Origin of the sequence: Mycobacteroides sp. CBMA 271 (genome assembly GCF_009729205.1) — a bacterium.
Classification (GTDB): Bacteria; Actinomycetota; Actinomycetes; order Mycobacteriales; family Mycobacteriaceae; genus Mycobacterium.
The window spans coordinates 321917-344100 of record NZ_VTHB01000001.1 but is presented as its reverse complement, the minus strand read 5'-3'; the positions used below and the strand labels follow the sequence as shown (position 1 = coordinate 344100).

The 22184-nt window shown below is 64.3% G+C and carries 27 protein-coding genes; 15 read left to right on the top strand and 12 right to left on the bottom strand.

The annotated features are described in order from the left end of the window. Positions 1-5: 5 nt before the first annotated feature. The gene (locus tag FZI91_RS01680; protein ID WP_155936956.1) at positions 6-905 is read left to right on the top strand and encodes a TIGR03619 family F420-dependent LLM class oxidoreductase; all 900 of its coding nucleotides are present in this window, start codon (positions 6-8) and stop codon (positions 903-905) included. Beyond that, complete coding sequence (locus tag FZI91_RS01675) at positions 898-1815, top strand: SDR family NAD(P)-dependent oxidoreductase (protein WP_155936955.1); 918 nt, start codon at positions 898-900, stop codon at positions 1813-1815. The genes FZI91_RS01680 and FZI91_RS01675 overlap by 8 nt, the downstream gene beginning before the upstream one ends. Positions 1816-1824: 9 nt before the next feature. Here FZI91_RS01675 and FZI91_RS01670 read toward each other — a convergent pair whose 3' ends face one another. From FZI91_RS01670 to FZI91_RS01655, 4 genes are all read right to left on the bottom strand, one after another. Beyond that, positions 1825-2271, bottom strand: coding sequence for a pyrimidine dimer DNA glycosylase/endonuclease V (locus tag FZI91_RS01670; RefSeq protein ID WP_155936954.1), 447 nt, complete (start codon positions 2269-2271; stop codon positions 1825-1827). A 10-nt stretch (positions 2272-2281) separates the two neighbouring features. Next, positions 2282-2473, bottom strand: coding sequence for a PASTA domain-containing protein (locus FZI91_RS01665; protein ID WP_155937697.1), 192 nt, complete (start codon positions 2471-2473; stop codon positions 2282-2284). A 110-nt stretch (positions 2474-2583) separates the two neighbouring features. Continuing rightward, positions 2584-4122 carry an acyl-CoA synthetase gene (locus FZI91_RS01660; RefSeq protein WP_162526115.1) on the bottom strand — a complete coding sequence of 513 codons (1539 nt, stop codon included), beginning with the start codon at positions 4120-4122 and terminating at the stop codon, positions 2584-2586. 90 nt (positions 4123-4212) lie between these two features. Next, positions 4213-5085, bottom strand: a complete 873-nt coding sequence (locus FZI91_RS01655; protein WP_155936953.1) for an SPFH domain-containing protein — start codon at positions 5083-5085, stop codon at positions 4213-4215. Between the two features lie 130 nt (positions 5086-5215). On the opposite strand from FZI91_RS01655, the gene FZI91_RS01650 reads away from it, so the two are divergent. Genes FZI91_RS01650 through FZI91_RS01640 form a run of 3 tightly spaced genes read left to right on the top strand, consistent with a single transcriptional unit; the run spans position 5216 to position 7229 of the window. Further along, positions 5216-5362: a hypothetical protein gene (locus FZI91_RS01650; protein WP_162526102.1), complete on the top strand. Its 147-nt coding sequence runs from the start codon at positions 5216-5218 to the stop codon at positions 5360-5362. A gap of 4 nt (positions 5363-5366) precedes the next feature. After that, entirely contained in the window at positions 5367-6482 is a 1116-nt protein-coding gene (locus tag FZI91_RS01645; protein ID WP_155936952.1) for a YeiH family protein, read from the top strand. Between the two features lie 27 nt (positions 6483-6509). Continuing rightward, on the top strand, positions 6510-7229 hold the full coding sequence (locus FZI91_RS01640; protein WP_162526114.1) for a DUF2275 domain-containing protein: 720 nt from the start codon (positions 6510-6512) through the stop codon (positions 7227-7229). On the opposite strand, the gene FZI91_RS01635 is transcribed toward FZI91_RS01640, so the two are convergent. Beyond that, complete coding sequence (locus FZI91_RS01635; RefSeq protein WP_162526113.1) at positions 7218-8615, bottom strand: PepSY domain-containing protein; 1398 nt, start codon at positions 8613-8615, stop codon at positions 7218-7220. The two genes, FZI91_RS01640 and FZI91_RS01635, sit on opposite strands and share 12 nt — an antisense overlap. A gap of 76 nt (positions 8616-8691) precedes the next feature. Between FZI91_RS01635 and sigC the strand changes: the two genes are divergently transcribed. Beyond that, positions 8692-9243 carry an RNA polymerase sigma factor SigC gene (sigC, locus tag FZI91_RS01630; protein WP_162526112.1) on the top strand — a complete coding sequence of 184 codons (552 nt, stop codon included), beginning with the start codon at positions 8692-8694 and terminating at the stop codon, positions 9241-9243. Here sigC and FZI91_RS01625 read toward each other — a convergent pair. After that, positions 9240-9731: an SRPBCC family protein gene (locus tag FZI91_RS01625; RefSeq protein WP_155936951.1), complete on the bottom strand. Its 492-nt coding sequence runs from the start codon at positions 9729-9731 to the stop codon at positions 9240-9242. The genes sigC and FZI91_RS01625 overlap by 4 nt on opposite strands. Before the next feature lie 32 nt (positions 9732-9763). On the opposite strand from FZI91_RS01625, the gene FZI91_RS01620 reads away from it, so the two are divergent. Further along, positions 9764-10780 carry an LLM class flavin-dependent oxidoreductase gene (locus FZI91_RS01620; RefSeq protein WP_155936950.1) on the top strand — a complete coding sequence of 339 codons (1017 nt, stop codon included), beginning with the start codon at positions 9764-9766 and terminating at the stop codon, positions 10778-10780. Here FZI91_RS01620 and FZI91_RS01615 read toward each other — a convergent pair. Then, the gene (locus FZI91_RS01615) at positions 10777-11439 is read right to left on the bottom strand and encodes an NAD(P)H-binding protein (RefSeq protein ID WP_155936949.1); all 663 of its coding nucleotides are present in this window, start codon (positions 11437-11439) and stop codon (positions 10777-10779) included. The genes FZI91_RS01620 and FZI91_RS01615 overlap by 4 nt on opposite strands. An 85-nt stretch (positions 11440-11524) precedes the next feature. On the opposite strand from FZI91_RS01615, the gene FZI91_RS24080 reads away from it, so the two are divergent. From FZI91_RS24080 to FZI91_RS01605, 3 genes are all read left to right on the top strand, one after another. Then, positions 11525-11653: a hypothetical protein gene (locus tag FZI91_RS24080; protein ID WP_279538381.1), complete on the top strand. Its 129-nt coding sequence runs from the start codon at positions 11525-11527 to the stop codon at positions 11651-11653. 76 nt (positions 11654-11729) lie between these two features. Further along, positions 11730-12722: a GTP-binding protein gene (locus FZI91_RS01610; RefSeq protein WP_155936948.1), complete on the top strand. Its 993-nt coding sequence runs from the start codon at positions 11730-11732 to the stop codon at positions 12720-12722. Positions 12723-12866: 144 nt separating this feature from the next. Beyond that, positions 12867-13316 carry a hypothetical protein gene (locus tag FZI91_RS01605; RefSeq protein ID WP_155936947.1) on the top strand — a complete coding sequence of 150 codons (450 nt, stop codon included), beginning with the start codon at positions 12867-12869 and terminating at the stop codon, positions 13314-13316. Positions 13317-13319: 3 nt separating this feature from the next. Here FZI91_RS01605 and FZI91_RS01600 read toward each other — a convergent pair whose 3' ends face one another. Further along, entirely contained in the window at positions 13320-14798 is a 1479-nt protein-coding gene (locus FZI91_RS01600; RefSeq protein WP_155936946.1) for a cytochrome P450, read from the bottom strand. Between the two features lie 116 nt (positions 14799-14914). On the opposite strand from FZI91_RS01600, the gene FZI91_RS01595 reads away from it, so the two are divergent. Next, on the top strand, positions 14915-15535 hold the full coding sequence (locus FZI91_RS01595) for a TetR/AcrR family transcriptional regulator (protein ID WP_162526138.1): 621 nt from the start codon (positions 14915-14917) through the stop codon (positions 15533-15535). Here the strand turns inward: FZI91_RS01595 and FZI91_RS01590 are convergent. After that, positions 15506-16378, bottom strand: a complete 873-nt coding sequence (locus tag FZI91_RS01590) for a DUF4349 domain-containing protein (protein ID WP_162526139.1) — start codon at positions 16376-16378, stop codon at positions 15506-15508. The genes FZI91_RS01595 and FZI91_RS01590 overlap by 30 nt on opposite strands. A gap of 137 nt (positions 16379-16515) precedes the next feature. Here FZI91_RS01590 and FZI91_RS01585 point away from each other — a divergent pair, with 137 nt between their 5' ends. Next, positions 16516-17388, top strand: coding sequence for an SDR family oxidoreductase (locus FZI91_RS01585; protein WP_155936945.1), 873 nt, complete (start codon positions 16516-16518; stop codon positions 17386-17388). Here FZI91_RS01585 and nadE read toward each other — a convergent pair. After that, entirely contained in the window at positions 17385-18206 is an 822-nt protein-coding gene (nadE, locus tag FZI91_RS01580) for an ammonia-dependent NAD(+) synthetase (protein ID WP_155936944.1), read from the bottom strand. The genes FZI91_RS01585 and nadE overlap by 4 nt on opposite strands. Positions 18207-18228: 22 nt before the next feature. Next, the gene (locus tag FZI91_RS01575; protein WP_155936943.1) at positions 18229-18843 is read right to left on the bottom strand and encodes a TetR/AcrR family transcriptional regulator; all 615 of its coding nucleotides are present in this window, start codon (positions 18841-18843) and stop codon (positions 18229-18231) included. Positions 18844-18975: 132 nt separating this feature from the next. Here FZI91_RS01575 and FZI91_RS01570 point away from each other — a divergent pair, with 132 nt between their 5' ends. Continuing rightward, a complete protein-coding gene (locus FZI91_RS01570) occupies positions 18976-19506 on the top strand; it encodes an NAD(P)H-dependent oxidoreductase (RefSeq protein ID WP_162526137.1) in 531 nt (176 codons plus the stop codon). On the opposite strand, the gene FZI91_RS01565 is transcribed toward FZI91_RS01570, so the two are convergent. Further along, on the bottom strand, positions 19503-20831 hold the full coding sequence (locus tag FZI91_RS01565; protein ID WP_155936941.1) for an MFS transporter: 1329 nt from the start codon (positions 20829-20831) through the stop codon (positions 19503-19505). The two genes, FZI91_RS01570 and FZI91_RS01565, sit on opposite strands and share 4 nt — an antisense overlap. Positions 20832-21423: 592 nt before the next feature. Between FZI91_RS01565 and FZI91_RS01560 the strand changes: the two genes are divergently transcribed. After that, the gene (locus FZI91_RS01560) at positions 21424-21666 is read left to right on the top strand and encodes a redoxin NrdH (RefSeq protein ID WP_155936940.1); all 243 of its coding nucleotides are present in this window, start codon (positions 21424-21426) and stop codon (positions 21664-21666) included. A 31-nt stretch (positions 21667-21697) separates the two neighbouring features. Then, positions 21698-22147 (top strand): class Ib ribonucleoside-diphosphate reductase assembly flavoprotein NrdI, encoded by a 450-nt coding sequence (nrdI, locus tag FZI91_RS01555; RefSeq protein WP_155936939.1) that lies wholly within the window; start codon positions 21698-21700, stop codon positions 22145-22147. Positions 22148-22184: the final 37 nt, after the last annotated feature.

Here is a 22184-nt window from a genome sequence, read left to right as displayed (position 1 = left end):
AATTCATGCGTTTCGGTGTAGCACTGCCGCATTTCTCACACCTGGCCGCGCCCGGACCCATCACCGAGATCACCCGCGCCGCCGAGGACAACGGCTACCACTCGGTGTGGGCGAGTGACCACGTCATCGTCCCCGCGGAAACACCTTTTCTGCCCGACGAGCTCACCGAAATCCTGGCCACTCTGGCATATCTCGCGGGCAAGACCACGCGGGTGACCCTGGGCACCAGCGTCTTGGTCGCGCCATACCGCCCCGCGCTGTTCACCGCGAAGTACCTGTCCACGCTCGACGTCCTGGCCGAGGGCCGCCTTGCTGTCGCGGTTGGGGTGGGGCGGCTGGAGGCCGAATTCGAAGCGCTGGGAGTGACTTTCGACGACAAATGGTCACGTACCGACGAAGACCTGAAAGTTTGGCGGGACCTGTGGACCACCGACTCCTCAAGTTTCGACGGTCAATGGTCGAGCTATCGCGACGTCCGGATGTTCCCCAAGGGGCATGAGGGACGCAGCGGGCCACCCGTCTACTTCGGCGGGGGCGGTCCGCGCGCCATCCGCCGCGCCGCGCTTGCCGATGGCTGGCATCCCATTGTCCTCGGCACACCCGAACCGCCCCAGGAGATTTCCCATTACGAGCAGGCGTGCCGGGATGCCGGACGCCCGCGCGGACAGGTTCAGGTCCGGTACATGGCGGGATACCCGACCGTCGACGTCGAGGCCTGGCCGTTCAGCGGTGACTCCGACGAACGGCTCCAGCAGGCGCAGCGGTTCGCCGACGCCGGAGTAGACGAGCTGATCATCGACGCCACCATGCTCGCGTTGTCAAACCTCTCGGCAGCGCAAATAGTCTCGCTCCTCGAGCGATTCGCACGTGAAGTCATCGAACCGATGGGAGCAGTCAATGAGTGATATCCGATTCGACGGACGGGTAGCGATCGTCACCGGTGCGGGTGGCGGGCTTGGGCGCGAGTATGCGCTGCTGCTTGCCAGTCGCGGCGCCAAGGTCGTCGTCAATGACATTGGCACTCCCGATGAGCTTCTTGGCACCGGAGGCTCCGAATCTCCGGCCAATTCGGTGGTTACCGAAATCAACGACCTCGGTGGTGAGGCGACCGCCGACACGCATACGGTCGCCACCGGGGACGGTGGACGGGCCATCGTCGGAACGGCACTGGACGCCTGGGGTCGGGTCGACATCGTCATCAACAACGCCGGGATCGTCGGGCCGATCAAGACCTTCGGTGAACTCACCGACGAGGACGTCGACACCGTGCTCGGGGTGCAGATGCTCGGGCCGTTCAATGTGTTGCGCCCGGCATGGAGGGCGATGGTCGAGCAGGGGTATGGGCGGATTCTGAACATCTCCTCCGGCAGCATGTTCGGACAGGGCGAGGCCTGTACCTATCCGACCGCCAAGGCCGGAATGATTGGCATGACAACCAACTTGGGTCTTGCCGGGCCGGCGCACGGAATCAAGGTGAACGCACTGCTTCCCGTCGGCTTCACACGGATGGTGGAGAACATGCCCGAGCCCGCGCTCAGCTGGCTACGTGAGACCTTCCCGGCCGCCGCGGTGGCACCCGTCGCGGCTTTCCTGGTCTCCGAGGATGTGCCGTGTTCCGGTGTCAGCTTCAGCGCCGGGGGCGGTCGATTCGCGCGGGTCTTCCTCAGCGAGGCGCAAGGAGTGACCTCACCGGAGCTCACCATCGAGGACGTACGCGACAACCTCGACGACGCCATGGAAACCGTTGGCGCCGAAACGATCGCTAACGTCGGCGACGAGCTGGCGCTCTACGCGGCCAGGCTGGCAGCGCGCTGATATTCGGGTCTACGGATACCCTGGCACTACTTTTTCCCAGACCTCGATCTCACCGGGTATCACCTGGAAGATTGGGTGTGGTCGCAACCTGAACGGACTGGCCGACATCTGGCCGGCGGAATTCCTGAGCGTCAGCTTGGCATCGAGGAGCCAGCGTTCGTAGGTCAGCTGTCCGTAATGAACATCTATGAGAGGCTTGCGGGCGGAAATTGGCACCCTGATCAGCTCGCGGTTAAACCGGTACCCGCGATGGTCGGCCTCGTCGGCCAGACCCGCCAGGTATGCGCCGATTGCGTCCAACGGCTGCCCGATTTCCTTGAATCGGTCCAGCTGCGGATGATTTCGGTATCCGCGGGTGCGCCCTTCCAGCACCTTCTGGGCCAAGAGCGTTTCTCGCCAGCACGCGACGAGTCCTTTGGCGTCGAGGTTTCGCGGATGCAGTGACCACAGTCGCATCGCGACGCGCTTAGATCCCGAAGGTCAGCGTGATCTTTGCACCCGGTTCCAGATGCGCCCCGGCAGCCGGATCCTGCGAGATGACTCGTGACTTCTGATATGGATCGTCCACCGAAACCTCTTTCGTCGTAACGCTGACTCTGCCCAACTTGCGCAGAATCGCGTTCGCGTCGGTCCATTGCATGCCGGCAAGGTTGGGCATGGTGCCCGGTTGCACCGTCGGGGCGGTCGTGCTCGACGGCCCGTCCTGTGCTGCGGGCGCCGAACATGCTGACAACAATCCCGCGGCAACGCAGATCGCGGCCATCGTCTTCATCGAGCCCCTTCCCAATACTTCTGGCGCAGCAGTCCTTTGGCCAGCTTACCGGTGGGGGTGCGCGGAAGGGTATCGGTGAAGTCGATGCTGCGAGGCACCTTGTACCGGGCGATTCGCTCGCGCAGGTACTCGGTGAGCTCAATGGCGAGTGCTTCCTGGTCCGCCGACGGGTCCGCGGGCTGCACTACCGCCCTGACCGATTCACCCATCTCGGCGTCGGGCACCCCGATGACGGCGACATCCAGTACCCCGGGGTGTAGCGCCAAGGCGTTCTCGATCTCCTGGGGGTAGATGTTGACGCCCCCGGAGATGATCATGAACGCCTTGCGGTCAGTGAGGAACAGGAAGCCCTCGTCGTCGGCGTAGCCGATATCTCCCGTCGTCGTCCACGTCTCATGAACGGGATGGCAAGCACTACGGGTCTTTTCGTCGTCGTTGTGATACGCGAACGGCAGCTCGTCGCGCTCGAAGTAGACCAGTCCGGCCTCGCCCGCCGGCAGTTCCGCGCCCTCGTCGTCGCAGATGTGAAGCACCCCGAGCGCGGGATATCCCACCGAACCCGGACGCTTGAGCCAGGTCGCGCTGTCGATGAAGGTGACGCCGTTGCCCTCGGTGGACGAGTAGTACTCGTATAGGACCGGCCCCCACCAATCGATCATCGAATGCTTGACCTCGATCGAGCACGGTGCGGCGGCGTGAACCGCGACCTTGAGGGTGGACACATCGTAGCGGTCACGGATTTCCTTGGGCAGCTTAAGCATTCGCACGAACATCGTCGGTACCCACTGGCTGTGGGTGATCCGGTACTTCTCGATGGCGGCCAGGGACCCCTCGGCGTCGAAGCGGTCCATCACCACGACCGTTCCGCCCATCGACTGCACGACGCCGGAGAAACGCAGCGGCGCCGCGTGATACGTCGGCGCAGGGGACAGGTACACCGTGTCGGTGTCGAAGCCGTACAGGTGGGCGAACACCGCCAGCGGGCTACCCGGTTCGTCGATCTGCCGATCGGGTAGCGGAGTCTTGATTCCCTTGGGGCGCCCCGTGGTTCCGGACGAGTACAGCATGTCGGACCCGGCGGGCTGGGAGGAGAGCGGCGCGGCCGAGGTTCCGGCGAGCGCCTCCTCATACGAGTCGAACCCGGGCACGGCGCCGCCGAGGGCCAGACGCACTGTGACCGAGGGGATGTCGTGCAGGATCGCCTCGGCCTGTTCGCGCACGCCGGCGGAGACCACGAGCGAGGTCGAGCCGGAGTCGTTGATGATGTAACTGATCTCGGCCGGCGCGAGATGGTGGTTGACCATCGTGATGTACAGCCCCGAACGCAGGGCCGCCCAGTACACAACGAACACCTCGGGAACGTTGTCGCTCAGCATCGCGACGTGATCGCCCTTGCGCAGCCCAGCGTCATGCCAAAAGCGGGCCAGCCGACGGGACTGCTCGTCCAGTTCGCCGTAGGTGAGCGTGATCCCGGAGGCCGCCATCACGACGGCGGGCTTGTTGGGGAACTGAGACGCGTGGGTACCTGGATACACGGGCGAGGACCTTCCGACTGCGTTGTCTGCGGGCGTCGTCGACTGTACTTGACAGTGTGTCAAGTTTAATGCCGACCCCCAGAGTGACGCCTACGGAGACTTGACCGGGACGGTGGGCATCGCTGCGCCTCCCGGCCAGCAGCCCAGCGGGCTGGTCTTGGTCTCCTTGACCGCGTCTAAACACTTAGACACCAACACATTTGGGTCGCGGCTCACCGAATCGGCCAGGATTCGGTTGGCTTCCGCTTCGGCCTGCGCCGTCTTGGCGCGCTGTTCGGCGACCCGAGTGTTGGCCTTCTCCACATTCAGCGCGTTGATGCGGTCTTGCGTCGCGTCGTCGTAGCGCACGATCGGCACAATGACGTTGAGGACCTCGATCTGCTGACCGACCTTCTTGCGCAGTATGTCGGCGACCTGGTTGGACATTTGTTCCAGGTTGGCGCCATCGCTGAACTGTGGTGACAGGGGATCGAACTTCGAGAACACCTCGTTCAGCGCCGCATTCAGCTCACGGGTGACCAGGTTGTCGCGGATATTGTCGAATGTCCGGTAGTCCAAGAACAGCTCGTCCGCGGCGGCGGGCGCCATCCGCCAACGGATCGACGTGTCGGTACGCGCCGTCGAGTTGTTTCCGAGGCGAACGGTGCTGGCGTGGTCCCCAGTGTGGTTGTCGATCTGAATCGCTCCGTCGAGTTCTGTGACGTTCTGCCACGGCGCCTTGAGATGCAAGCCGTTCGAGAGCGTCCCCGACGGACGCCCGAATGTCGTCGTGACGCCGATGTTGCGGGTGGACACCACGGTGAAGCAGGCCAACACCAGGAAGACCAGCGCGGCGAGTGCCGCCACGATGGACGTGACTTTCGCGCCGGTCTTGATGGCGCCGTCCTTGGTGGCCCAGTAAACCGCGAACGTCAGCGCTGCGACCACGAATAGAAAGATCGCAAAACCGGTTTCACCTGGCATGTCCGTCACCCTCCCGATCGGCCGAAATTGGCCTGATAGCAAACATTGAAGGCGTCAGCATAGCGGCGTCCTCGACTCAACGCGAGTGGATGTCTTGCGAGGCCGGGGTGGCCGGAAGATCATCTGGCACGTGACCGACGAACAGTCAGCGGCCTCTCGGGACGAGTCCCGCCCGCCGCTCATAACGCGCATCGGCGTCGACTGGTGGGCGACCATCATCGCCGGCGTGATCGCCGTCCTAGCGGTTGCCGACGTGCTGCCGAAGATTGCGTGGTGACCAGATGACGACAACAGACACCGTCGAGGAGGCGTATGAAGACTCGAGCTTCACCTCGCGCCGTCCGCTGGATTACGTGCCCGGCATCCTGTTGCTCATCGGCGTGGGCCTGCTGGCCAAATACGCGCAGATCTGGTGGAAGGACCTGGCCAAGGCGCAGCACTGGACCGTCCCTGACATCGAATATGTGTTGTGGGCCATCGTGATCGGGCTGTTGATCACCAACACCGTCGGGCTGCACCGCATCTTCCGGCCAGGGGTGCAGACGTACGAATTCTGGCTCAAGATCGGCATCGTCGCGCTGGGCGCCCGATTCGTGCTGGGCGACGTTCTCAAGCTGGGTGCCACCAGCCTCGTGCAGATCGTGATCGACATGACGGTGGCGGGCACCATAATCCTGCTGGCGGCCAAATGGTTTGGCCTCGGCGGAAAGCTGGGGTCGCTGCTGGCGATCGGCACCTCGATCTGCGGGGTGTCGGCCATCATCGCGGCCAAGGGCGCCATCCGCGCGCGCAATTCCGATGTCAGCTACGCCATCGCGTCCATCCTCGCGCTTGGTGCGGTGGCGCTGTTCACCCTGCCGGCGATCGGCCACGGACTCGGACTGACCGATTACGAGTTCGGTCTGTGGGCGGGTCTGGCCGTCGACAACACCGCCGAGACGGTCGCCACCGGACGTCTGTACTCCGAGCACGCAGGTGACATCGCTACGGTCGTCAAATCCACCCGCAACGCGCTCATCGGCTTCGTAGTGCTCGGGTTCGCGTTGTACTGGGCGGCGCGCGGCGAGGCCGACACCCTCGCGCCGGGGATCAAGGCCAAGGCCGCGTTCGTATGGGACAAATTCCCCAAGTTCGTGCTCGGCTTCCTGGCGGTGTCCGCCGTCGTCACCCTTGGATGGCTTACCAAGGGGCAGGTGAACAACCTCGTGAACGTGTCCAAGTGGGCGTTCCTACTGACCTTCGCGGGGGTGGGGCTGAACACCAACTTCCGGGAGATTGCCCGTAGCGGATGGCGCCCCCTCGTGGTCGCGGTGATCGGTCTGGTGGTGGTGGCGGCGGTGTCTCTGGGCCTGGTGCTGCTGACGTCAAGGGTCTTTGGCTGGGGTCTTCACACGTAGCTTCACGCGATAGGCGACGATGGAGGGGTGAACTGTCAGGAGGTGCGCGAGCAGCTGTCGGCGTGGGTTGACGGCGAGCAGGCGAGCGTCGCGCGCAAGCGTCTAGACGAGCACGTGCTGTCCTGCGCTTCCTGCCGGGAATGGCTGGGGCGGGCGCGTGGGCTGGAACGCCAGTTCGCCTACGCACGTTCCGCGCCGACCCGCGACCTGACCGGGCAGATCCTGGCCGCCGCCGCTGTCGAACCCCTCACCCGCACCGCCCGCTATGTGCACTGGGCGCGTCAGAATGTCAACCGATGTGCGCTGGTGTTGATCGGACTGCTGCAGTTGGGGGTCGCCGGTATGCAGGTCGCCGGAATCAACTTCGGCATGGTGTCCTCGCAGCACCATGGCGCGATGACCGGTGAGCACCTCATGAATGAATCCACCGCCTGGGTGGTGGCACTCGGTGTCGCCATGGTGATTGCAGGCGTCCGGCCCGCCGCAGCGGCCGGAATGGCAACGGTGTTGGGCGCATTCGCGCTCGTACTGTCCGGGTACGTCATCAACGACGCCGTCAACGGGCAGGTCACGGCGTCGCGCATCGTCAGCCATGCACCGGTGCTGCTCGGGTTGATCTTCGCGCTGCTGGTGCTGCGCGACTACCGCGCCGGGCGTAACCCGCCCAACCAGCATCGCGCTGTCTTCCTGGACGAAGTGAGTTCGGGGGAGCGGCATTTGCGCTCTGCCGATAATTCAGCTGCGTAGGCGGCCCGCCACCAACGTCCACGCGAGGTCGATCGCGAGGAACGCGGCCAGCGAGATGCCCAGCAGCGGTGTGAACCACCCGATCCCGATAGTCACCACCGCGAGCACGACCAGCTCCACCGGTTTGAGGGCGAGCAGGCCGCCACGTCTCGGCGCTGCCGGCAACCGGCCGCGCTGGGTGGGCCGCCGCTTCCACCACATCAGGTAGCCGCGCGTGATCACGGTGATGAGCCCAATCACGATGAGCGCCACCAGAATCTGATTCGGGATTCCGAACAGGATGCCCATGTGGCCGTCGATCGCCCACTCGGTCGACTTCTGCAGCAGCGACCAGTCTGCGAAGTTGCTGCGCCCGGTGATCTCCCCGTTGGCCGGGTTCACCGTGACGGCGTCCAAGCGTGTCGGGATGTCTCGCTTGCGCTCGGAGACCAGCCACGCGGTGTTGGCGTCCGGCGGTGGTGTCATCCACAGGGGCCCCCGCAGCCCGGCGTCGCGCACACTCTGCATGACGGTGTTGACGCCGCCGAGTGGGTCGCCGCCTGATGTCGCGGCGGTGCCATGGTGCTCGTGTCCGGTCATCGGTTTGGCCAAGGCCGGATCGAGTTCGGTGGACAGCGCCGGCCGGATCGCCTGGGTGATGTTGCCGATGTTGGTGCCGGCATAGCGCGACCAGGTGAGGCCGGTGACAGAAAGACCCAGCAGCCCAATGGCTATCCAGACTCCCACGGCGCCGTGCCAGGTCAGTCTGCGTCGGCGCGGGGTGGCGTCGCGATCGGGCAGCGCGAGCCTGCGCAGCCGGGCGGTGCGTTGCCGATATCCGACCCACAGGATCAGGCCGCCGAGGGCCACCACCCACAGCCAGCTGGCCGCCAGTTCGCTGTAGTTGCGTCCGAACGCACCCAGATGCAGATTCCGGTGCAGCTCGTCGAACCAGGCACGAACCGGCAGCCACTCGCCGTATGTCGTCAAGGTGCCGCGGACCTGCCCGCTGTACGGGTCGACGAACACCGTCCGCGAGTAGTCGGCGGGTACATCCGGGTCTTCTGGGACGGACAGCACCACCCGGGTGGTGTCCTCGGGGAGTGCCGGCGGACGGATTGAGGTCACCGTGCCGTCGGGCTGAGCGGCAGTGGCTGCCGCGATCTGATCGGACAATGGCACCTGCTGGGTACCCACGGAGTCGACCTTGAGCTCCTGTCGGTACACGGCGGCGTCAACCTGCCCCACCAGTGCGTACGCCAGTCCGGTGAGTGCCGCGACCAAGAGAAAAGGGCCGACGAGAAGCCCGGCATAGAAGTGCAGACGCAGCACGATTGGAGCGAATCGTCCCCACCCGGTGTCGGGGCTGGACTCACGAGTATCGGGCTGGTCCTCGGTATATGTCACGGGAGATTGGTCGGATGGGGCGACCAAAGAGTTCCCGCCGTCCACCACTCAACATCTACGACATAGAGTAGGACTCGTGGCCACCGGCACCGACGACGAGCAGCTGCTCGAGCTAGCGCTGTCCGCCGGCCGTGGCGACCAATCCGCACTGGAATCGTTGGTGAAAGCGACCCAGGCTGACGTGTGGCGATTCGTCGCCTACCTGGCCGATGCCGGAGTTGCCGACGATCTCACCCAGGAGACCTTCCTGCGGGCACTGGGCGCACTGCCACGGTTCGCGGGACGGTCCACGGTCCGCACCTGGCTGCTGTCGATCGCGCGCCGCGTGGTTGCCGACCATATTCGTCATTTGAAATCCCGGCCGCGTATCGCCCACGGAGCAGACCTGGAAGAGGCGTCGCTGCGTCGTCCCACGCACCGGTTCGAGGAACTGGTGGAGCTCAAGGCACTTCTCGCCGGGCTCGACGAGGACCGCCGGGAGGCATTGGTCCTCACCCAGGTGGTTGGTCTTTCCTATGCCGAGACCGCCGACGTGTGTGGCTGCGCGATCGGCACCATCCGTTCGCGGGTGGCGCGTGCCCGTGACGAACTGATCAGCTGGGCCGAGCCCGAGAATTTGACAGGCTAGCGCGAGAGTCGTTCGGCGATCTCCCGAAGGTTCGCCTCCATCCCGGCACGCCAGTCTTGCAGGCGGCGCGACACGATCCGGGCCTCCTTCTCCGGCATTTCCTCGATGGCCGGTGTCAGTCCCGACGGTCCGGGACCCAGGCGGCCCCACTGCCGCACGATTACTCCATTGCTTGCCGGTTCGACTTCGAAACCCCAACTGGCCGCGAAGGTATCACCCTCGGACAGCACGTTCCAGACCCAGCGGGACTCCGGCTCTACCTCCGTGATTACCGATACGGTGCTCCATTCGGAACCGTCGCCGCTATTGGTGCCCTTGAACCGTGCACCGACCGCAACCTTGTCGGCGCCGTCGAGCCACTCGGTGGTGATGAGCTCGCCCGTACAGCGGGTGGGCAGCGTGATATCGGTGACGAGTGTCCATGCCTCGGCGACGCTTCCCGACATCCGTTGGGACACTTCAATAGTGGGACAGTCGCGGTATCGCATACGCTGATCCTACGTCTGCGATGGAGGGCCTGATGCGAATTGGTGTACTGATCGAGCCGCGGCTGCCGGGCGCCGTCGACTTCGCGCGACGCGCGGAGGAGTTGGGCGTCGCGTCGCTGTGGGTCCCCGAGGTGTGGGGCTATGACGCATTGACGGGCCTTGCCTATTTGGCTGCCCGCACCGAGGCCATCGGGCTCGGCACCTTCGTAGTTCAGCTCGGGTCGCGGTCTCCCGCACTGTTGGCGACGTCGGCGCTGTCTCTGCAGCAGCTCTCCGGCGGGCGATTCATCCTCGGCGTCGGTACGTCCGGCCCGCAGGTGATGGAGGGATGGCACGGTGTGCGCTTCGCCAAGCCGGTGCAGACCACGCGCGAGACGATCGACATCGTCCGCATGGTGGCCCGCGGAGAGCGGTTGGAGTACTCGGGCCAGGTGTACACGCTGCCGCTGTCGGGTAGCCCCGGAAAACCCATACGGCCCTTGGTGGCGCCGCGGAGCCTGCCCATCTATAACGCGGCCATGGGCCCGGCGAACCTCGCGCTCACGGGGGAGCTCGCGGACGGGTGGCTCGGCAATACCTTCATCCCCGAGCTGTCCGAGGTATTTCTCGGTCCCATCCGTGACGGGGCCGTGGCGGCCGGTCGAGAGCTGGCCGATATCGACCTGGTGGCTCCGGTAGCCCTCGAATTCGCTGACACCGCAACCGATGCTGCCGCCGCGGTCAGGCGTCATGCCGCGGGGTACGCGTTCACGATCGGTGCGATGGGTGCCTCCGGGCGCAACTTCTACAACGAGGCGTTCACCCGGCTCGGCTACGGCGACGGTGTGCGCAGGGTCGAATCGTTGTGGCACACAGGTGATCGGGATGCTGCCCGCGAGGCCGTGCCCGATGACCTGGGCCGGCTCACCAACCTGGTGGGCACCGACGAGATGATCGGTGAACGGCTGGAACGCTATCGCGCCGCTGGTATTTCGACACTGCTGGTCAAACTCGACACCCCGTTCGACGAGCAGATGCGGGCGCTGGAACGCCTGTTCGCGCTGCTTTAGAGCGAGTGCACCGCGCTGGCGACGGGCGTGTTGCCCTCGGTGAGGAACAGGATTTGGTGCACCGCATTCGACACGGTCAGTAGTTCGGCGACCACCGCCGCAACGTCGGCGCGCGGAACCGATCCGCGTTCGATTCGGCTGGCCGACAACGTGACTGAACCCGTCGGATCTTCATCGGTGAGTAGGCCGGGGCGCAGGATGGTCCAACCCAACGCATCGCGTACCCGCAGGTCCTCTTCGGCGGCGGTCTTGGCGATCACATAGGCGATCCACGATTCGTCACCCTCGGTCGGTGTCGGCCCGCCAGCCCCGAACGCGCTGATCTGAATGAACCGGCGGACCTCCGCGTACCCGGCAGCCTCTGCCAGCAGAACAGCCGCCGCACGGTCTACGGTGTCCTTGCGTGCGGGCCCGCTGCCTGGACCCGCGCCCGCGGCGAAGACGGCGCCGTCGGCACCGCGGAGAGCCTCCGCAACATCGCGAATGTCGGCCGTCTCGAGGTCCAGAACTAGCGGTTGCCCACCCCATGCCTCGACATCGGCGGCATGGTCGGGATTGCGAATCAGTGCGACGGCGGTATCGCCGCGCTGCGCGAGGATTCGGATCAGGTGTGCGGCGATCTTGCCGTGACCACCGGCGATGACGACCTTCTGGGACATTGTGTGCCTTCCTCGATGATGAGCGACAACTTCAACGGTAGTTCGGTCATTCCCGTCGCAACGATGCGCAGATACGCTCGCCGTCATGGGGGAGAACTTGGAGTACCTCGGCGAGCGGCTCGTCCACATGTCCCGCGGGACATACATGTGGTGCAACATCAAGACATTCGCATATGGCGAAGGCCAGCAGGCGGACCATGGGCCACTACCATGAGCTGGTGACCGTCGACCGTGCCGCGGGGACACTGACGTGGATTGCCGCCAGCGATGACTAGCGCCGTGACAACGCGATGATCCCGGTCACCATTGTCTCGGGTTTCCTGGGCGCCGGGAAGACAACGCTGCTCAACAACCTGTTGCGCAACACCCTGGGTGTGCGAATCGGCGTGGTGGTCAACGACTTCGGCGCCATCAATATCGACGCCATGCTGGTCGCCGGTCAGGTTGACTCGACCATGACGATGTCCAACGGATGTTTGTGCTGCACTGCCGATGACGACGAATTGGGCGGCATGCTGACCGTGCTCGCCGGCCGCGATATCGATGCCATCGTCATCGAGGCAAGCGGGCTGGCCGAGCCGTTGCCGTTGGTGCGCATGGTGCTCGCCGCGGCCGCCGACGACAACCGGATCGGCTACGGGGGACTTATCACCGTCGTCGACACCGCCCAGTACGAAGACATCGCGACCCGGCACCCGGAGATCGCTCAGCACCTGTCGTTGGCAGATCTCGTGGTCCTCAACAAGATTGACCTGGCCGACGCCGGAGACCGCACTCACCTGCGTGCTGTCGTCAAGGAACGCAACCCGCGAGCGTCGATCGTGGAGACCACCGGAGCCGACGTCGACCCCCGGCTACTGTTCGACAAAAAGGAGCGCCCGGCGCCCATCGGCCAGCTCTCGCTGGAGGACCTCATCCGTGAGGACCACAGCCATGAGCACCACGCACACCACCACTACGAGACGGTGGAGTTCGCTACCGAGCAATCGCTGCACCCGCGACGGTTGGTCGAGTTCCTCGACAGTCAGCCCGCCGGTGTGTACCGGATCAAGGGCGTGGTGCGACTCGGCGACAAGACGCTTGCCGTGCACACCGTGGGTGATCACATCAGCATCGATAAGGCACCCAAGCGGACGGGGCTGTCTTCGGGGGCACGTCTCGTGCTCATCGGCACTCACCTGGACGGCGACACCATCACCGACCGCCTGCACACCCTCGTCAATGATCCGCCGGACCCCGAGCCGGAACGATCGATGCTGGCCCTGGGAAAGTATTTGCGCTAATCAGACGTCGCGTCTAATCTGGCATCCGTGTTGAGTCTTCTCGTAGTAGCAACCCGCAGCGGGGTCTGATCCAGGCCGACCCCTCGCTGTGGGTCGAAGCTACTACCAGTCGGTCGCCTTCCCATTCGGATGAAAGACCGGCACATGCACTCCCACACAACAATCCCCTCGGATCCCTTCGCGGCGCGCTTTGGCGTTCCGCTGCCGCGCGGCCTCCGTGACGAGGCCGGCGACATGTCCTGGACCTCGTTCTGTCAGACCTACGAGCGAAGCGCGGGCCCGCTGCGACTGGGCCAGTGGTCCGAGGCCGACGGCACCTACCAGGCGACGCTCGCGATCGGTGAGCGAATCGAATCATCAACTGCTGCCGCCTGCGGTCCCATGGCGGCGCTCACCGTGATGCTGTCCGAGCGTGGGATCCGCATGGAGACGCTCAACTTCCACCAGCTGCACGACGGCGATCAGACCTTCACGTTCGTCCGCGGCACCGACGGCACCGCGACCGCATGGGCCATGGGCCGTGCGCACGACGCCACCGCGTCATCGCTCAAGGCGGTGACCGCCTGCGTCAACCGCCTCTGTTCGCAGAGGTGAGTGTCAGCGCAGCGGCCGCAAGGTGATGGGCATGCCGTCGATCGGCAGCGGCATACCGGCGTAGTCCCACTTGGCCTCGTAGCTAGGGTGCGCCAGCTCAAACCGGTAGCGACGCAGCAGCCGGTGCATGATGGCCTTGATCTCCAGCTGGCCGAACACCATGCCAATGCACTTGTGTGCGCCACCGCCGAATGGCGCGAAAGCGTAGCGGTGACGTTTGTGTTCGTTGCGCGGCTCGGCGAACCGATCGGGGTCGAACTTCTCAGGGTCGGTCCATAACTCAGGTAGGCGATGATTCATGCCCGGCCAGATGTTGATCATGGTGTTGGCGGGCACGTGGAATCCGAGCAGGTCGGTGTCTTGGATCGTCGAGCGGACGTTGAACGGCAGCGGGGTGACCAGGCGCAGCGCCTCGTTCATCACCAGATCCAGGCTTTCCAGCTTCTCCAGTGCGTCGATGTCCAACGGTCCGTCGCCAAGGCGATCCGATTCGTCCCGAACTCGTTCTTGCCATTCGGGATTCGCGGCCAGGTAGTAAGCCATCGTGGTGGTCGTCGACGTCGTCGTGTCGTGCGCGGCCATCATCAGGAAGATCATGTGGTTGACGATGTCGGTGTCGGTGAAGGCGTCGCCCTCATCGGTTTCCGCGTGGCACAGCGCCGTCAGCATGTCGGCGCCAGAATCCTTCTGGCGCGCGATGGCAACCCGTTCGATGAAGTACTCCTCGAGGACCTTGCGGCCCTCCAGCCCGCGCCACCACTTGAAGGGGGGCAGGCCGAACCGGAAGATGGCGCCGCCGGCCCGGGTGGTCGCAACGAATGCCTTGTTCACCTTCTCGAGCCGGTCGTGGTCCGCGCCGGGCTCGTTACCCATGAACACCACGGACGCCACGTCGAGAGTCAGCTCCTTGATGGCCGGATAGAACAGGAAGCGACTGTCATTGGTCGGCCACTGCGCGACGATATCGTCTGCGACAGCATCGATTTGCTGCACGTATCCGGCCAGGCGACTGCGCAAGAAGGCTTGCTGCATGATGAGTCGGTGTTCGTGGTGCTCGCCGAAGTTCAGGAGCATCAGGCCGCGGTTGAAGAATGGGCCGATGACAACTTTCCAGCCGTCCTGAGAGAAGTCCTTGGTCCTGTTGCTGAAGACCGCTTGGGTGGCATCGGGGCCCAGCGCCGTGACGACGGGGCCGATAGGCGTTTGGGTCCAGCTCACCGGTCCGCGCTTGTTGTAGGTGTCCAACACCCAATCGATGCCCCCGCGGAACATCTCGACCATGTGCCCAAGCATGGGCAGCCCCTGATCACCCATCACGGGCTTCAATCCGCTTCCGGGTGGCGGCGCGGCTAGCTCGCTCATTGGCCACTCGCGGTTGTTGAGGTACTCCTCGATGTATCCCATCCCCGGCAGGGTGTTCATGGTCGGGAGACGGCGTTTGGCCTGGTCAATAAGGTAGTCGGTGCTACTGATCGTCGCCATGTGGCGCGGCTCCTTCGCTCGCGGCGAACACGTCGATGTGCTCCAGATCATCTTCGCCGGAGAACTTGACGGGTGTCAAGTTCTGTTCGTACGGTATTTCGGTGCAAACTGTGCAGGTGGTCAGTCCAGCTCGCACCGGCACGCAGTCTCGCGGTGATCGGCAGCGCGACGCGATCATGACGGCAGTTGCCGAGCTGATCGCGGAAAACCACAGCTTCGCCGACCTCTCGGTGAGCGCTATCAGCGAGCGGGCCGGGGTCGGCCGGTCAGGGTTCTATTTCTATTTCGACAGCAAGTATTCGGTGCTTGCTCAGATGGTGGGCGAGGCCTTCGCCGAGCTCGACGAGCTGACCCACTACTTCGCGCCGCGTGGCGACGATGAGACGCCCGAGCAGTTCGCGCACCGGATGGTCGGCAGCGCCGCCTCGATTGCGTACAGCGACCCATTGATGAAGGCCTGTTTGGAGGCGCGGATCACCGATCCCACGATCGCCGGGCTGCTCGACGATCTCACCGATGTTGTCATCGAGAAGATCATCAAGATCGCCGAAGTTGAGGTGAAAGAGCGTGGTGCGCAGCCGGTTACGGAAGACCTGCCCGCGTTGGTGCGATCGCTGGCGGCGCTGACCGCATCGACTGTTTCGGGTGACAGCGCATTCGTAGGTCGTGACGCCGATCCCGCTCGGGCTCTCGCGGTCGTCGAGACTCTATGGCGCGTCAGTCTTTTGGGGTGCTAGCTTCGATTCGCCGGACTGGCGCAGTTTGATCACCCGGAGAGCGCCGTAGCCGATCCCGCCGAGGACGGCGAATGCGCCGAGCCAGGGGAGCAGTAATCCAAACAGCATTAGCAGGCTATTGCCCACCGCGACGAGCCCATCCCACCCGCGCTCGATCTGTCCGGAGAAGCCTTGGTACTTGGGCGGTTTCGGTGGGAGGCCGACTTCTTCGGCCAGGAAGGTGATGTTGACGGAGCTGTAGGCGATCTGGTCGCCGAGCTGGCTGCGCTGTGCCCGCAGACTGTCGAGGTCGGCCTGCCGCTTGGACAACTCGTTCTCGGCCTTGATCAAGGCGTCGGTGTCTTTGGAATCACGCATGATCCCCAGCAGCCGGTCTACGGAGGTCTGCAAGGCCGCGATCCGGGCATCCAGGTCGACCCGTTGCGAGGTCACATCGTCGCTCTTGGAGTCGGCCGAGTTGACCTTCCCCAGCTTCTTGAGATCGCGAACGACGTCATCGAGCGAGGCGGACGGGACCCGCAACACGATGGAAGTACGTGCGTGACCGGAGCTCGACCCCGCGTCCTCTGAGCGGCTCTCTACCCGGCCCTTGGCAGATTCCGCGAGATCTGCCGCCTTGTCGGCGGCCTCAGACGGGTTGGGGACGGTGATCGTCATGGACCCGGTCTTGACGATGTCCCGGCTGGCCTCGGTCGGCGGGCCATGCTGCGGGGCCTGCTGGACGGAATCCTTCATCGGGGACGCCTGCTGTGGGTAGGCCGGCGCGGGCGTGGCGGTATAGCCGCCGACCTGAGGTGCTTCGCTGCGCGAATGCGTCCCGCCGGAGCATGCCATGGAGACCATCAGCACTACTGCAATTGTAGTTGCCAAAGGTAACCACCTTCGGCGAGATTGCGTGCTATCAATCGACATGTCTCGAAGGTACCGTTTGCTATCGGACCGCGCAGAAATTCAAGATTACGGGCCGGTACGGTTCAGTCATGGCGTACGAATTCACCGGTAAGCGATGCTTCGTCACGGGAGCCGCCAGCGGTATTGGACGGGCCACCGCGTTGCGTCTAGCGCGCGAGGGCGCCGAGCTGTTTTTGACCGATCGCCTTGCCGACGGTTTGGAGTCCGTCGTCGAGGAGATCACGGCGGCGGGAGGGGTGGTGAGCGCGCACCGTGCGCTTGACATCTCCGACTATGACGCGGTGGCGGCTTTCGCGGCCGACATCCTCGCGACGCACCCGAGCATGGATGTCCTGCTGAATATCGCGGGGATATCCGTGTGGGGGTCGGTGGACAGGCTTACTCATCAGCAGTGGCGCTCGGTCGTCGATATCAACCTGATGGGGCCGATCCACGTGATCGAGAGTTTCGTGCCCGCCATGATCAAGGCGCGCAGCGGCGGCCAGGTCGTCAACGTGTCGTCGGCGGCCGGGCTGGTGGCGCTGCCGTGGCACGCCGCCTACAGCGCCAGTAAGTACGGACTGCGCGGCGTCTCGGAGGTGCTCCGCTTCGATCTCGCGCGCTACAAGATCGGCGTCACCGTGGTGGTGCCGGGGGCGGTCAATACGCCGCTGGTGCGCACCGTCGAGATCGCCGGGGTGGACCGGAACAACGAGAGCGTGAACAAGTGGATGAACCGGTTTGTCGGGCACGCGGTCACCCCGGAGAAGGTGGCCGACCGCATCGTCGAGGGCATCCGGCACAACCGCTATCTGGTGTACACCTCGGCGGACATCCGTGCGCTGTATCTGTTTAAGCGCACCCTGTGGTGGCCGTACAGCGTCGCAATGCGCTTGGTCAACCTTGCCTTCACCAATGCGCTGCGGCCCGGGTTTCAGCAGTCCGGGTCGAAGAACTCCTAACGCCACCAGCTGTCGTATGGCGTGACAGGCACCGCGCGCTTGTGCCGCGTCCGCAGGTACCACCGCTCGATCGTTTCGGCGGCCTCGACGGTCACGGCCTTGCCTTCCAGATAGTCGTCGATCTGCGCGTAGGTGACGCCGAGAGCTACCTCATCGGGGAGCGCGGGCCGGTCGTCCTCCAGGTCGGCGGTGGGCACCTTGTGCGAGATGCTCTGCGGGGCGCGTAGGTGGGAAAGAAGCTGTGCACCTTGACGTTTGGTGAGTCCCGTCAGTGGTGTGACGTCGACACCGCCGTCGCCGAACTTGGTGAAGAATCCCGTGACGGCCTCGGCGGCGTGGTCGGTTCCGACGACCACGAGTCGATGTTGACCGGCAACCGCGTACTGCACCACCATCCGCTCCCGGGCCTTGATGTTGCCGCGCACGAAGTCCCGAGGCGCCTCGCCGAGGGCCTCGGTGACGGCGGTTGCGGCAGCGTCCGCGGCGTCCTTGATGTTGATGGTGATCGTCTGGTCAGGGTCGATGAATTGAAGGGCCACTTGGGCATCGGATTCGTCGGCCTGCACGCCGTAGGGCAACCGCACCGCGATGAACTCGGCCTCGACGCCCTCCAGTCGTGATTCCTGGACCGCCAGTTGGCATAGGCGTCCGGCCAAGGCGCTGTCCTGTCCGCCAGAGATGCCGAGCACGAATCCCGCTGTCCCGCTGACCCTTAGATAGTCCTTGAGGAACCCCACCCGCCGCGACACTTCGGCGGCCGGATCGATCGTGGGGGAAACGTCGAGGGCTGATCGGATTTCTTCGCGAAGCGTGGTCATTGCCCGACTGTAGAACGCGCCGTCACGCCGCGCACAGCTTGCGCGTCAGGCCCTCCCACGCGTCCCCGAGCTGATCCAGAGACTGACTGTTGGCGTTGGTGGCGAAGTGCACGTAGCCGGGCTCGATGATCGACATGAGGGCGTGGGTCTGCGCGTCGAGGTCTCCGGTGCATTCGAGCTGAGTCAACAGTGCCCGGATGTGGGTGCGAACAAGCATGGTCGCCGGTGCTCGATGCCAGGCGTCGGTGTCGGTGGTAGTGGCGCGCGCCAGGTCGAGGTGGCGTTCCAGGAAGGAAAGCCGAGCTCGTCCGAACGCGATGAGCCGCGTCAGCGGGGGAGCGTCGGGGCCAAGTGGCGGCGGTCCGAACATGAATGCCTGCTGCTCGATGTGCTCTTCGTGGTCGAGCAGCGCCAGCAGCAGTCCGGTGCGGCTGCCGAAACGGCGGAAGAGCGTTCCCTTGCCGACGCCCGCCGCGTTGGCCACCGCATCCATGGACATGTTCTCCGGGCCCACGTCGTCGAGGATCTGGCGCGCGGCGTCGAGGAGCAGCGCACGGTTGCGGGTGGCGACGGCGCGTTCTCGAATCGGATTTTGCGCACGGTCGACAGAAAGCAGGGGTATTTCTTGACCAGGCATAACACCCCGATAGTAGCGCCGGAAGAATAAACGGACCGCAGTCCGTATTGTAGAACGTGACAAAGGTCCTCGATAGGGGTGCGACATCGCACCTCGCTGATGGAAGGGTGAGCAACCATGGCGGATAAGAACGTGCTGGCAATCGTCGGAAGCCTCAGGAAGGCATCGCTCAATCGGCAGCTCGCAGAGGTCGCGGTCGAGAACGCGCCGGCCGGGTTGAGCGTGAGCATCTTTGAAGGGCTGGCCGATCTGCCGCACTACAACGAGGACATCGATGGCGACAACGCCCCCGCGTCGGTGCAGTCGCTGCGCGCGGCGGTCGCCGATGCCGATGCCGTGCTGTTGGTCAGCCCCGAGAACAACGGCACCGTGTCCAGTGCATTGAAGAATGCGCTCGATTGGTTGTCCCGTCCGTTCGGCAGCAGCGTGTTCAAGGACAAGCCGACCGTGGTGATCGGGACGTCCGCCGGCCGCTACGGCGGCATCTGGGCTATCGACGACACCCGCAAGGTCGCGGCCATCGCGACCGCCAATGTGCTGGACGACGTCAAATTGGCGGTGCCGGTCTCCGCGTTCGACGGCAAGCATCCCCGTGAGCACGCCGAGACGGTGGCCGAGCTGGCCAAGACGCTGGAAGCACTGGCGTCTGCTTCTAACGGCTAATTTGTAGCGGCCGATCGTCGGTCCGGGTTCCAGGTCTCTTTCATCGCGGATACCGAGACGACGCTCACCGTGCAGATCGCCAGCAGCATCAATCCGACGGCCCAGCTGCCCAGGGTGTTCTGCAGCGGTCCGGCGATCAGTGGCGGAATGGCACCGCCGAACACGCCGGCCACGTTGAAGGCCACGCCGGTACCGCTGTAGCGGGTGCCCACGGGATAGGACTCCGGGAGGAAACTCGCCATGGGCCCGAAAGCGAGCCCGAACAGCACGTAGGTGAGCGTTAGCGCTGCAAGGTAGGCCCAGAGTGGACCGCTGGCGAGCAAGGGAGTCATCAGCAGCGTCCACGGGAGTGTCAGGGCCATGCTGGTCAATATCACCCGTCGGCGGCCTATCCGGTCGCTGAGGATTCCACCGACTGTCGCCGACGCCATGAGGACGATGGCGCCGAGCACCCCGGTAGTCAGGATGGCTGCGCGCGAGAAGTGCAATTCGGATCGCGCGAATCCGGGGAAGTACGTGTTGGTCATGAAGGACAGCGTGAAAATGATCAGCATCGTCCCGCAGGTCAGCGCCAGCGTGCGCGGGTGCTCGGTAATCACTTGTCTCAGCGGCGATGTGACGAGCTTGTCGTGAGCTTTCGCATAGGCGAACTCCGGTGTCTCCGCGATATGAAGCCGGATGTAGAGACCGACTGCCACCAAGAGCCCACTGGCGAGGAAAGGTATTCGCCATCCCCATGACATGAACGCGGAGCTTTCCTCCCCGACGGTCACGTTGACGATCAGGAAGACCAGGCTGCTGAGCAGTAGCCCGGTTGAGCTTCCGATGGGCACCGCGGTCGCGGCGCGGCCGCGTGCATGGCTTGGGGAGTACTCGGAGGAGAGCAACGCTGCCCCGCTCCACTCCCCGCCGACCGCGAGGCCCTGCAGGAGCCGCAGCACGACAATGGCCGCCGGTGCTGCCGCGCCGATCGATGCGGCGCTGGGAACCATGCCGACCGCCATGGTGGCGATTCCCATGGTGATCAGGGTGACTACCAGGGTGCCCTTGCGGCTGAAGCGGTCTCCGTAATGGCCGAACAGGGCAGCGCCGACGGGCCGTGCCAGAAATGCGGTGCTGAAGGTCGCGATGGAGGCGAAGGAGGCCAGGGAATCGCTCAGGTTCGGGAAAAAGACGGTGGGGAAGACGAGCGCGGCGGCCGTGCCATAGATATAGAAGTCATAGAACTCGATGGCCGAGCCGACGGCGCTGGCCGTGAATACGTTCCGGGGGTTGGCGTGCCCGTAGGCCACGGGGTGCTGTGGCTCGGTGGGGGATGACGTCATCGCCGGAGAACATAACCTGTGCGGCCGACCGCTGTCAGGCCTTGTGTACGCGGAGCCGGCGAACACTTGGGTCACCGACCCCACTGGGTACCCGGGTACCACATGCGTGCGGTGGGTGGTCGACAACGTGGGACTCTTCCGCTAGATCCGGATCTGTCCCCAGATTCATCCACAGAACTCCACAGTTTCCACAGACTCGCTAGGTGAAAAGGTTTGCCCGGTGGTCGGTGATCTGCTAGCCGGTGTCGGTGCCCGGTGGTAGACACCACATATGGTCCAGCCACTGCCGGATGCGCGGACACGCCTCGAATACGACACGCCGAAATTTCAGGGGTGTCAGGTCTCACGACCAGGGAATTTCATGAATGTTGTTCAGAACATCTTGTATGAGTTCCGATTGTCAGACACCAGGTGTAGTGTCTGGAACACCGAAAGGCCGGGAACGAATCCGGGCCGCCCGGCCCGGATTCCCGGCAGATCTTCTGGTCGATTCCGGCGCTCAGCCACTACGGGCGGTGCGGAATTTTCCCGGGTACTGGACTGCTGAAAACTTTGTTGAGATATACACGATCCATTCGCTGAGGAGCTACGCATGAGCATCACCGTCTACACCAAGCCCGCCTGCGTACAGTGCAACGCGACGTACAAGGCCCTCGACAAGCAGGGCATCGAGTACAACGTCGTGGACATCAGCGAGGTCCCCGAGGCGCGTGACTATGTCATGGCGCTCGGCTACCTGCAGGCGCCCGTGGTTGTGGCCGGTGACGATCACTGGTCCGGTTTCCGTCCGGACCGCATCAAGGCGCTCGCGGGCGCCGTCGCAGTCTCTGCGTAGCAATCGGTAGTAAGTAGTACGGGAGCCGGGCATGGCCCATCTGGTCTATTTCTCTAGCGTGTCGGAGAACACCCACCGCTTCGTTCAGAAGCTGGGTGTTCCCGCCACCCGGATCCCCCTGCGTGGCGATATCCAGGTTGGCTTGATTCGGGACCCGTATGTGCTGCTGGTTCCGACATATGGCGGTGGACATCCGGTGCCCGGTCAGGCCGGGGGATACGTCCCCAAGCAGGTCGTCAAATTTCTCAACAACGAACACAACCGGTCATTGATCCGCGGGGTCATCGCGGCCGGGAACACCAATTTCGGCGCGGAATACTGCTACGCGGGCAAGGTCATTTCGGCCAAGTGTGACGTGCCATATCTGTACCGCTTTGAACTCATGGGCACCACGGAGGATGTTGAAGCCGTCCGCTCGGGCCTTACGAACTTCTGGAAGGAAACACCGTGGCGCCAACCGCGACAACTGCAGAACCTGTGACCTCTGGATCATCAAGCGGGCACGGCTCGGCTCATGG

What these genes read in the sequence shown, in the direction of transcription:
- nrdI (WP_155936939.1), top strand. Translation starts at nt 21,698, where the DNA reads ATGGCCCATCTGGTCTATTTCTCTAGCGTGTCGGAGAACACCCACCGC.
- FZI91_RS01625 (WP_155936951.1), bottom strand. Translation starts at nt 9,731, where the DNA reads ATGCGATACCGCGACTGTCCCACTATTGAAGTGTCCCAACGGATGTCG.
- FZI91_RS01600 (WP_155936946.1), bottom strand. Translation starts at nt 14,798, where the DNA reads ATGGCGACGATCAGTAGCACCGACTACCTTATTGACCAGGCCAAACGC.
- FZI91_RS01605 (WP_155936947.1), top strand. Translation starts at nt 12,867, where the DNA reads ATGCACTCCCACACAACAATCCCCTCGGATCCCTTCGCGGCGCGCTTT.
- FZI91_RS01675 (WP_155936955.1), top strand. Translation starts at nt 898, where the DNA reads ATGAGTGATATCCGATTCGACGGACGGGTAGCGATCGTCACCGGTGCG.
- FZI91_RS01680 (WP_155936956.1), top strand. Translation starts at nt 6, where the DNA reads ATGCGTTTCGGTGTAGCACTGCCGCATTTCTCACACCTGGCCGCGCCC.
- FZI91_RS01575 (WP_155936943.1), bottom strand. Translation starts at nt 18,843, where the DNA reads ATGCCTGGTCAAGAAATACCCCTGCTTTCTGTCGACCGTGCGCAAAAT.
- FZI91_RS01670 (WP_155936954.1), bottom strand. Translation starts at nt 2,271, where the DNA reads ATGCGACTGTGGTCACTGCATCCGCGAAACCTCGACGCCAAAGGACTC.
- FZI91_RS01665 (WP_155937697.1), bottom strand. Translation starts at nt 2,473, where the DNA reads ATGCCCAACCTTGCCGGCATGCAATGGACCGACGCGAACGCGATTCTG.
- FZI91_RS01645 (WP_155936952.1), top strand. Translation starts at nt 5,367, where the DNA reads ATGACGACAACAGACACCGTCGAGGAGGCGTATGAAGACTCGAGCTTC.
- FZI91_RS01620 (WP_155936950.1), top strand. Translation starts at nt 9,764, where the DNA reads ATGCGAATTGGTGTACTGATCGAGCCGCGGCTGCCGGGCGCCGTCGAC.
- FZI91_RS01615 (WP_155936949.1), bottom strand. Translation starts at nt 11,439, where the DNA reads ATGTCCCAGAAGGTCGTCATCGCCGGTGGTCACGGCAAGATCGCCGCA.
- FZI91_RS01585 (WP_155936945.1), top strand. Translation starts at nt 16,516, where the DNA reads ATGGCGTACGAATTCACCGGTAAGCGATGCTTCGTCACGGGAGCCGCC.
- FZI91_RS01590 (WP_162526139.1), bottom strand. Translation starts at nt 16,378, where the DNA reads ATGGTCTCCATGGCATGCTCCGGCGGGACGCATTCGCGCAGCGAAGCA.
- nadE (WP_155936944.1), bottom strand. Translation starts at nt 18,206, where the DNA reads ATGACCACGCTTCGCGAAGAAATCCGATCAGCCCTCGACGTTTCCCCC.
- FZI91_RS01655 (WP_155936953.1), bottom strand. Translation starts at nt 5,085, where the DNA reads ATGCCAGGTGAAACCGGTTTTGCGATCTTTCTATTCGTGGTCGCAGCG.
- FZI91_RS01610 (WP_155936948.1), top strand. Translation starts at nt 11,730, where the DNA reads ATGATCCCGGTCACCATTGTCTCGGGTTTCCTGGGCGCCGGGAAGACA.
- FZI91_RS01560 (WP_155936940.1), top strand. Translation starts at nt 21,424, where the DNA reads ATGAGCATCACCGTCTACACCAAGCCCGCCTGCGTACAGTGCAACGCG.
- FZI91_RS01565 (WP_155936941.1), bottom strand. Translation starts at nt 20,831, where the DNA reads ATGACGTCATCCCCCACCGAGCCACAGCACCCCGTGGCCTACGGGCAC.
- FZI91_RS24080 (WP_279538381.1), top strand. Translation starts at nt 11,525, where the DNA reads ATGGGGGAGAACTTGGAGTACCTCGGCGAGCGGCTCGTCCACATGTCC.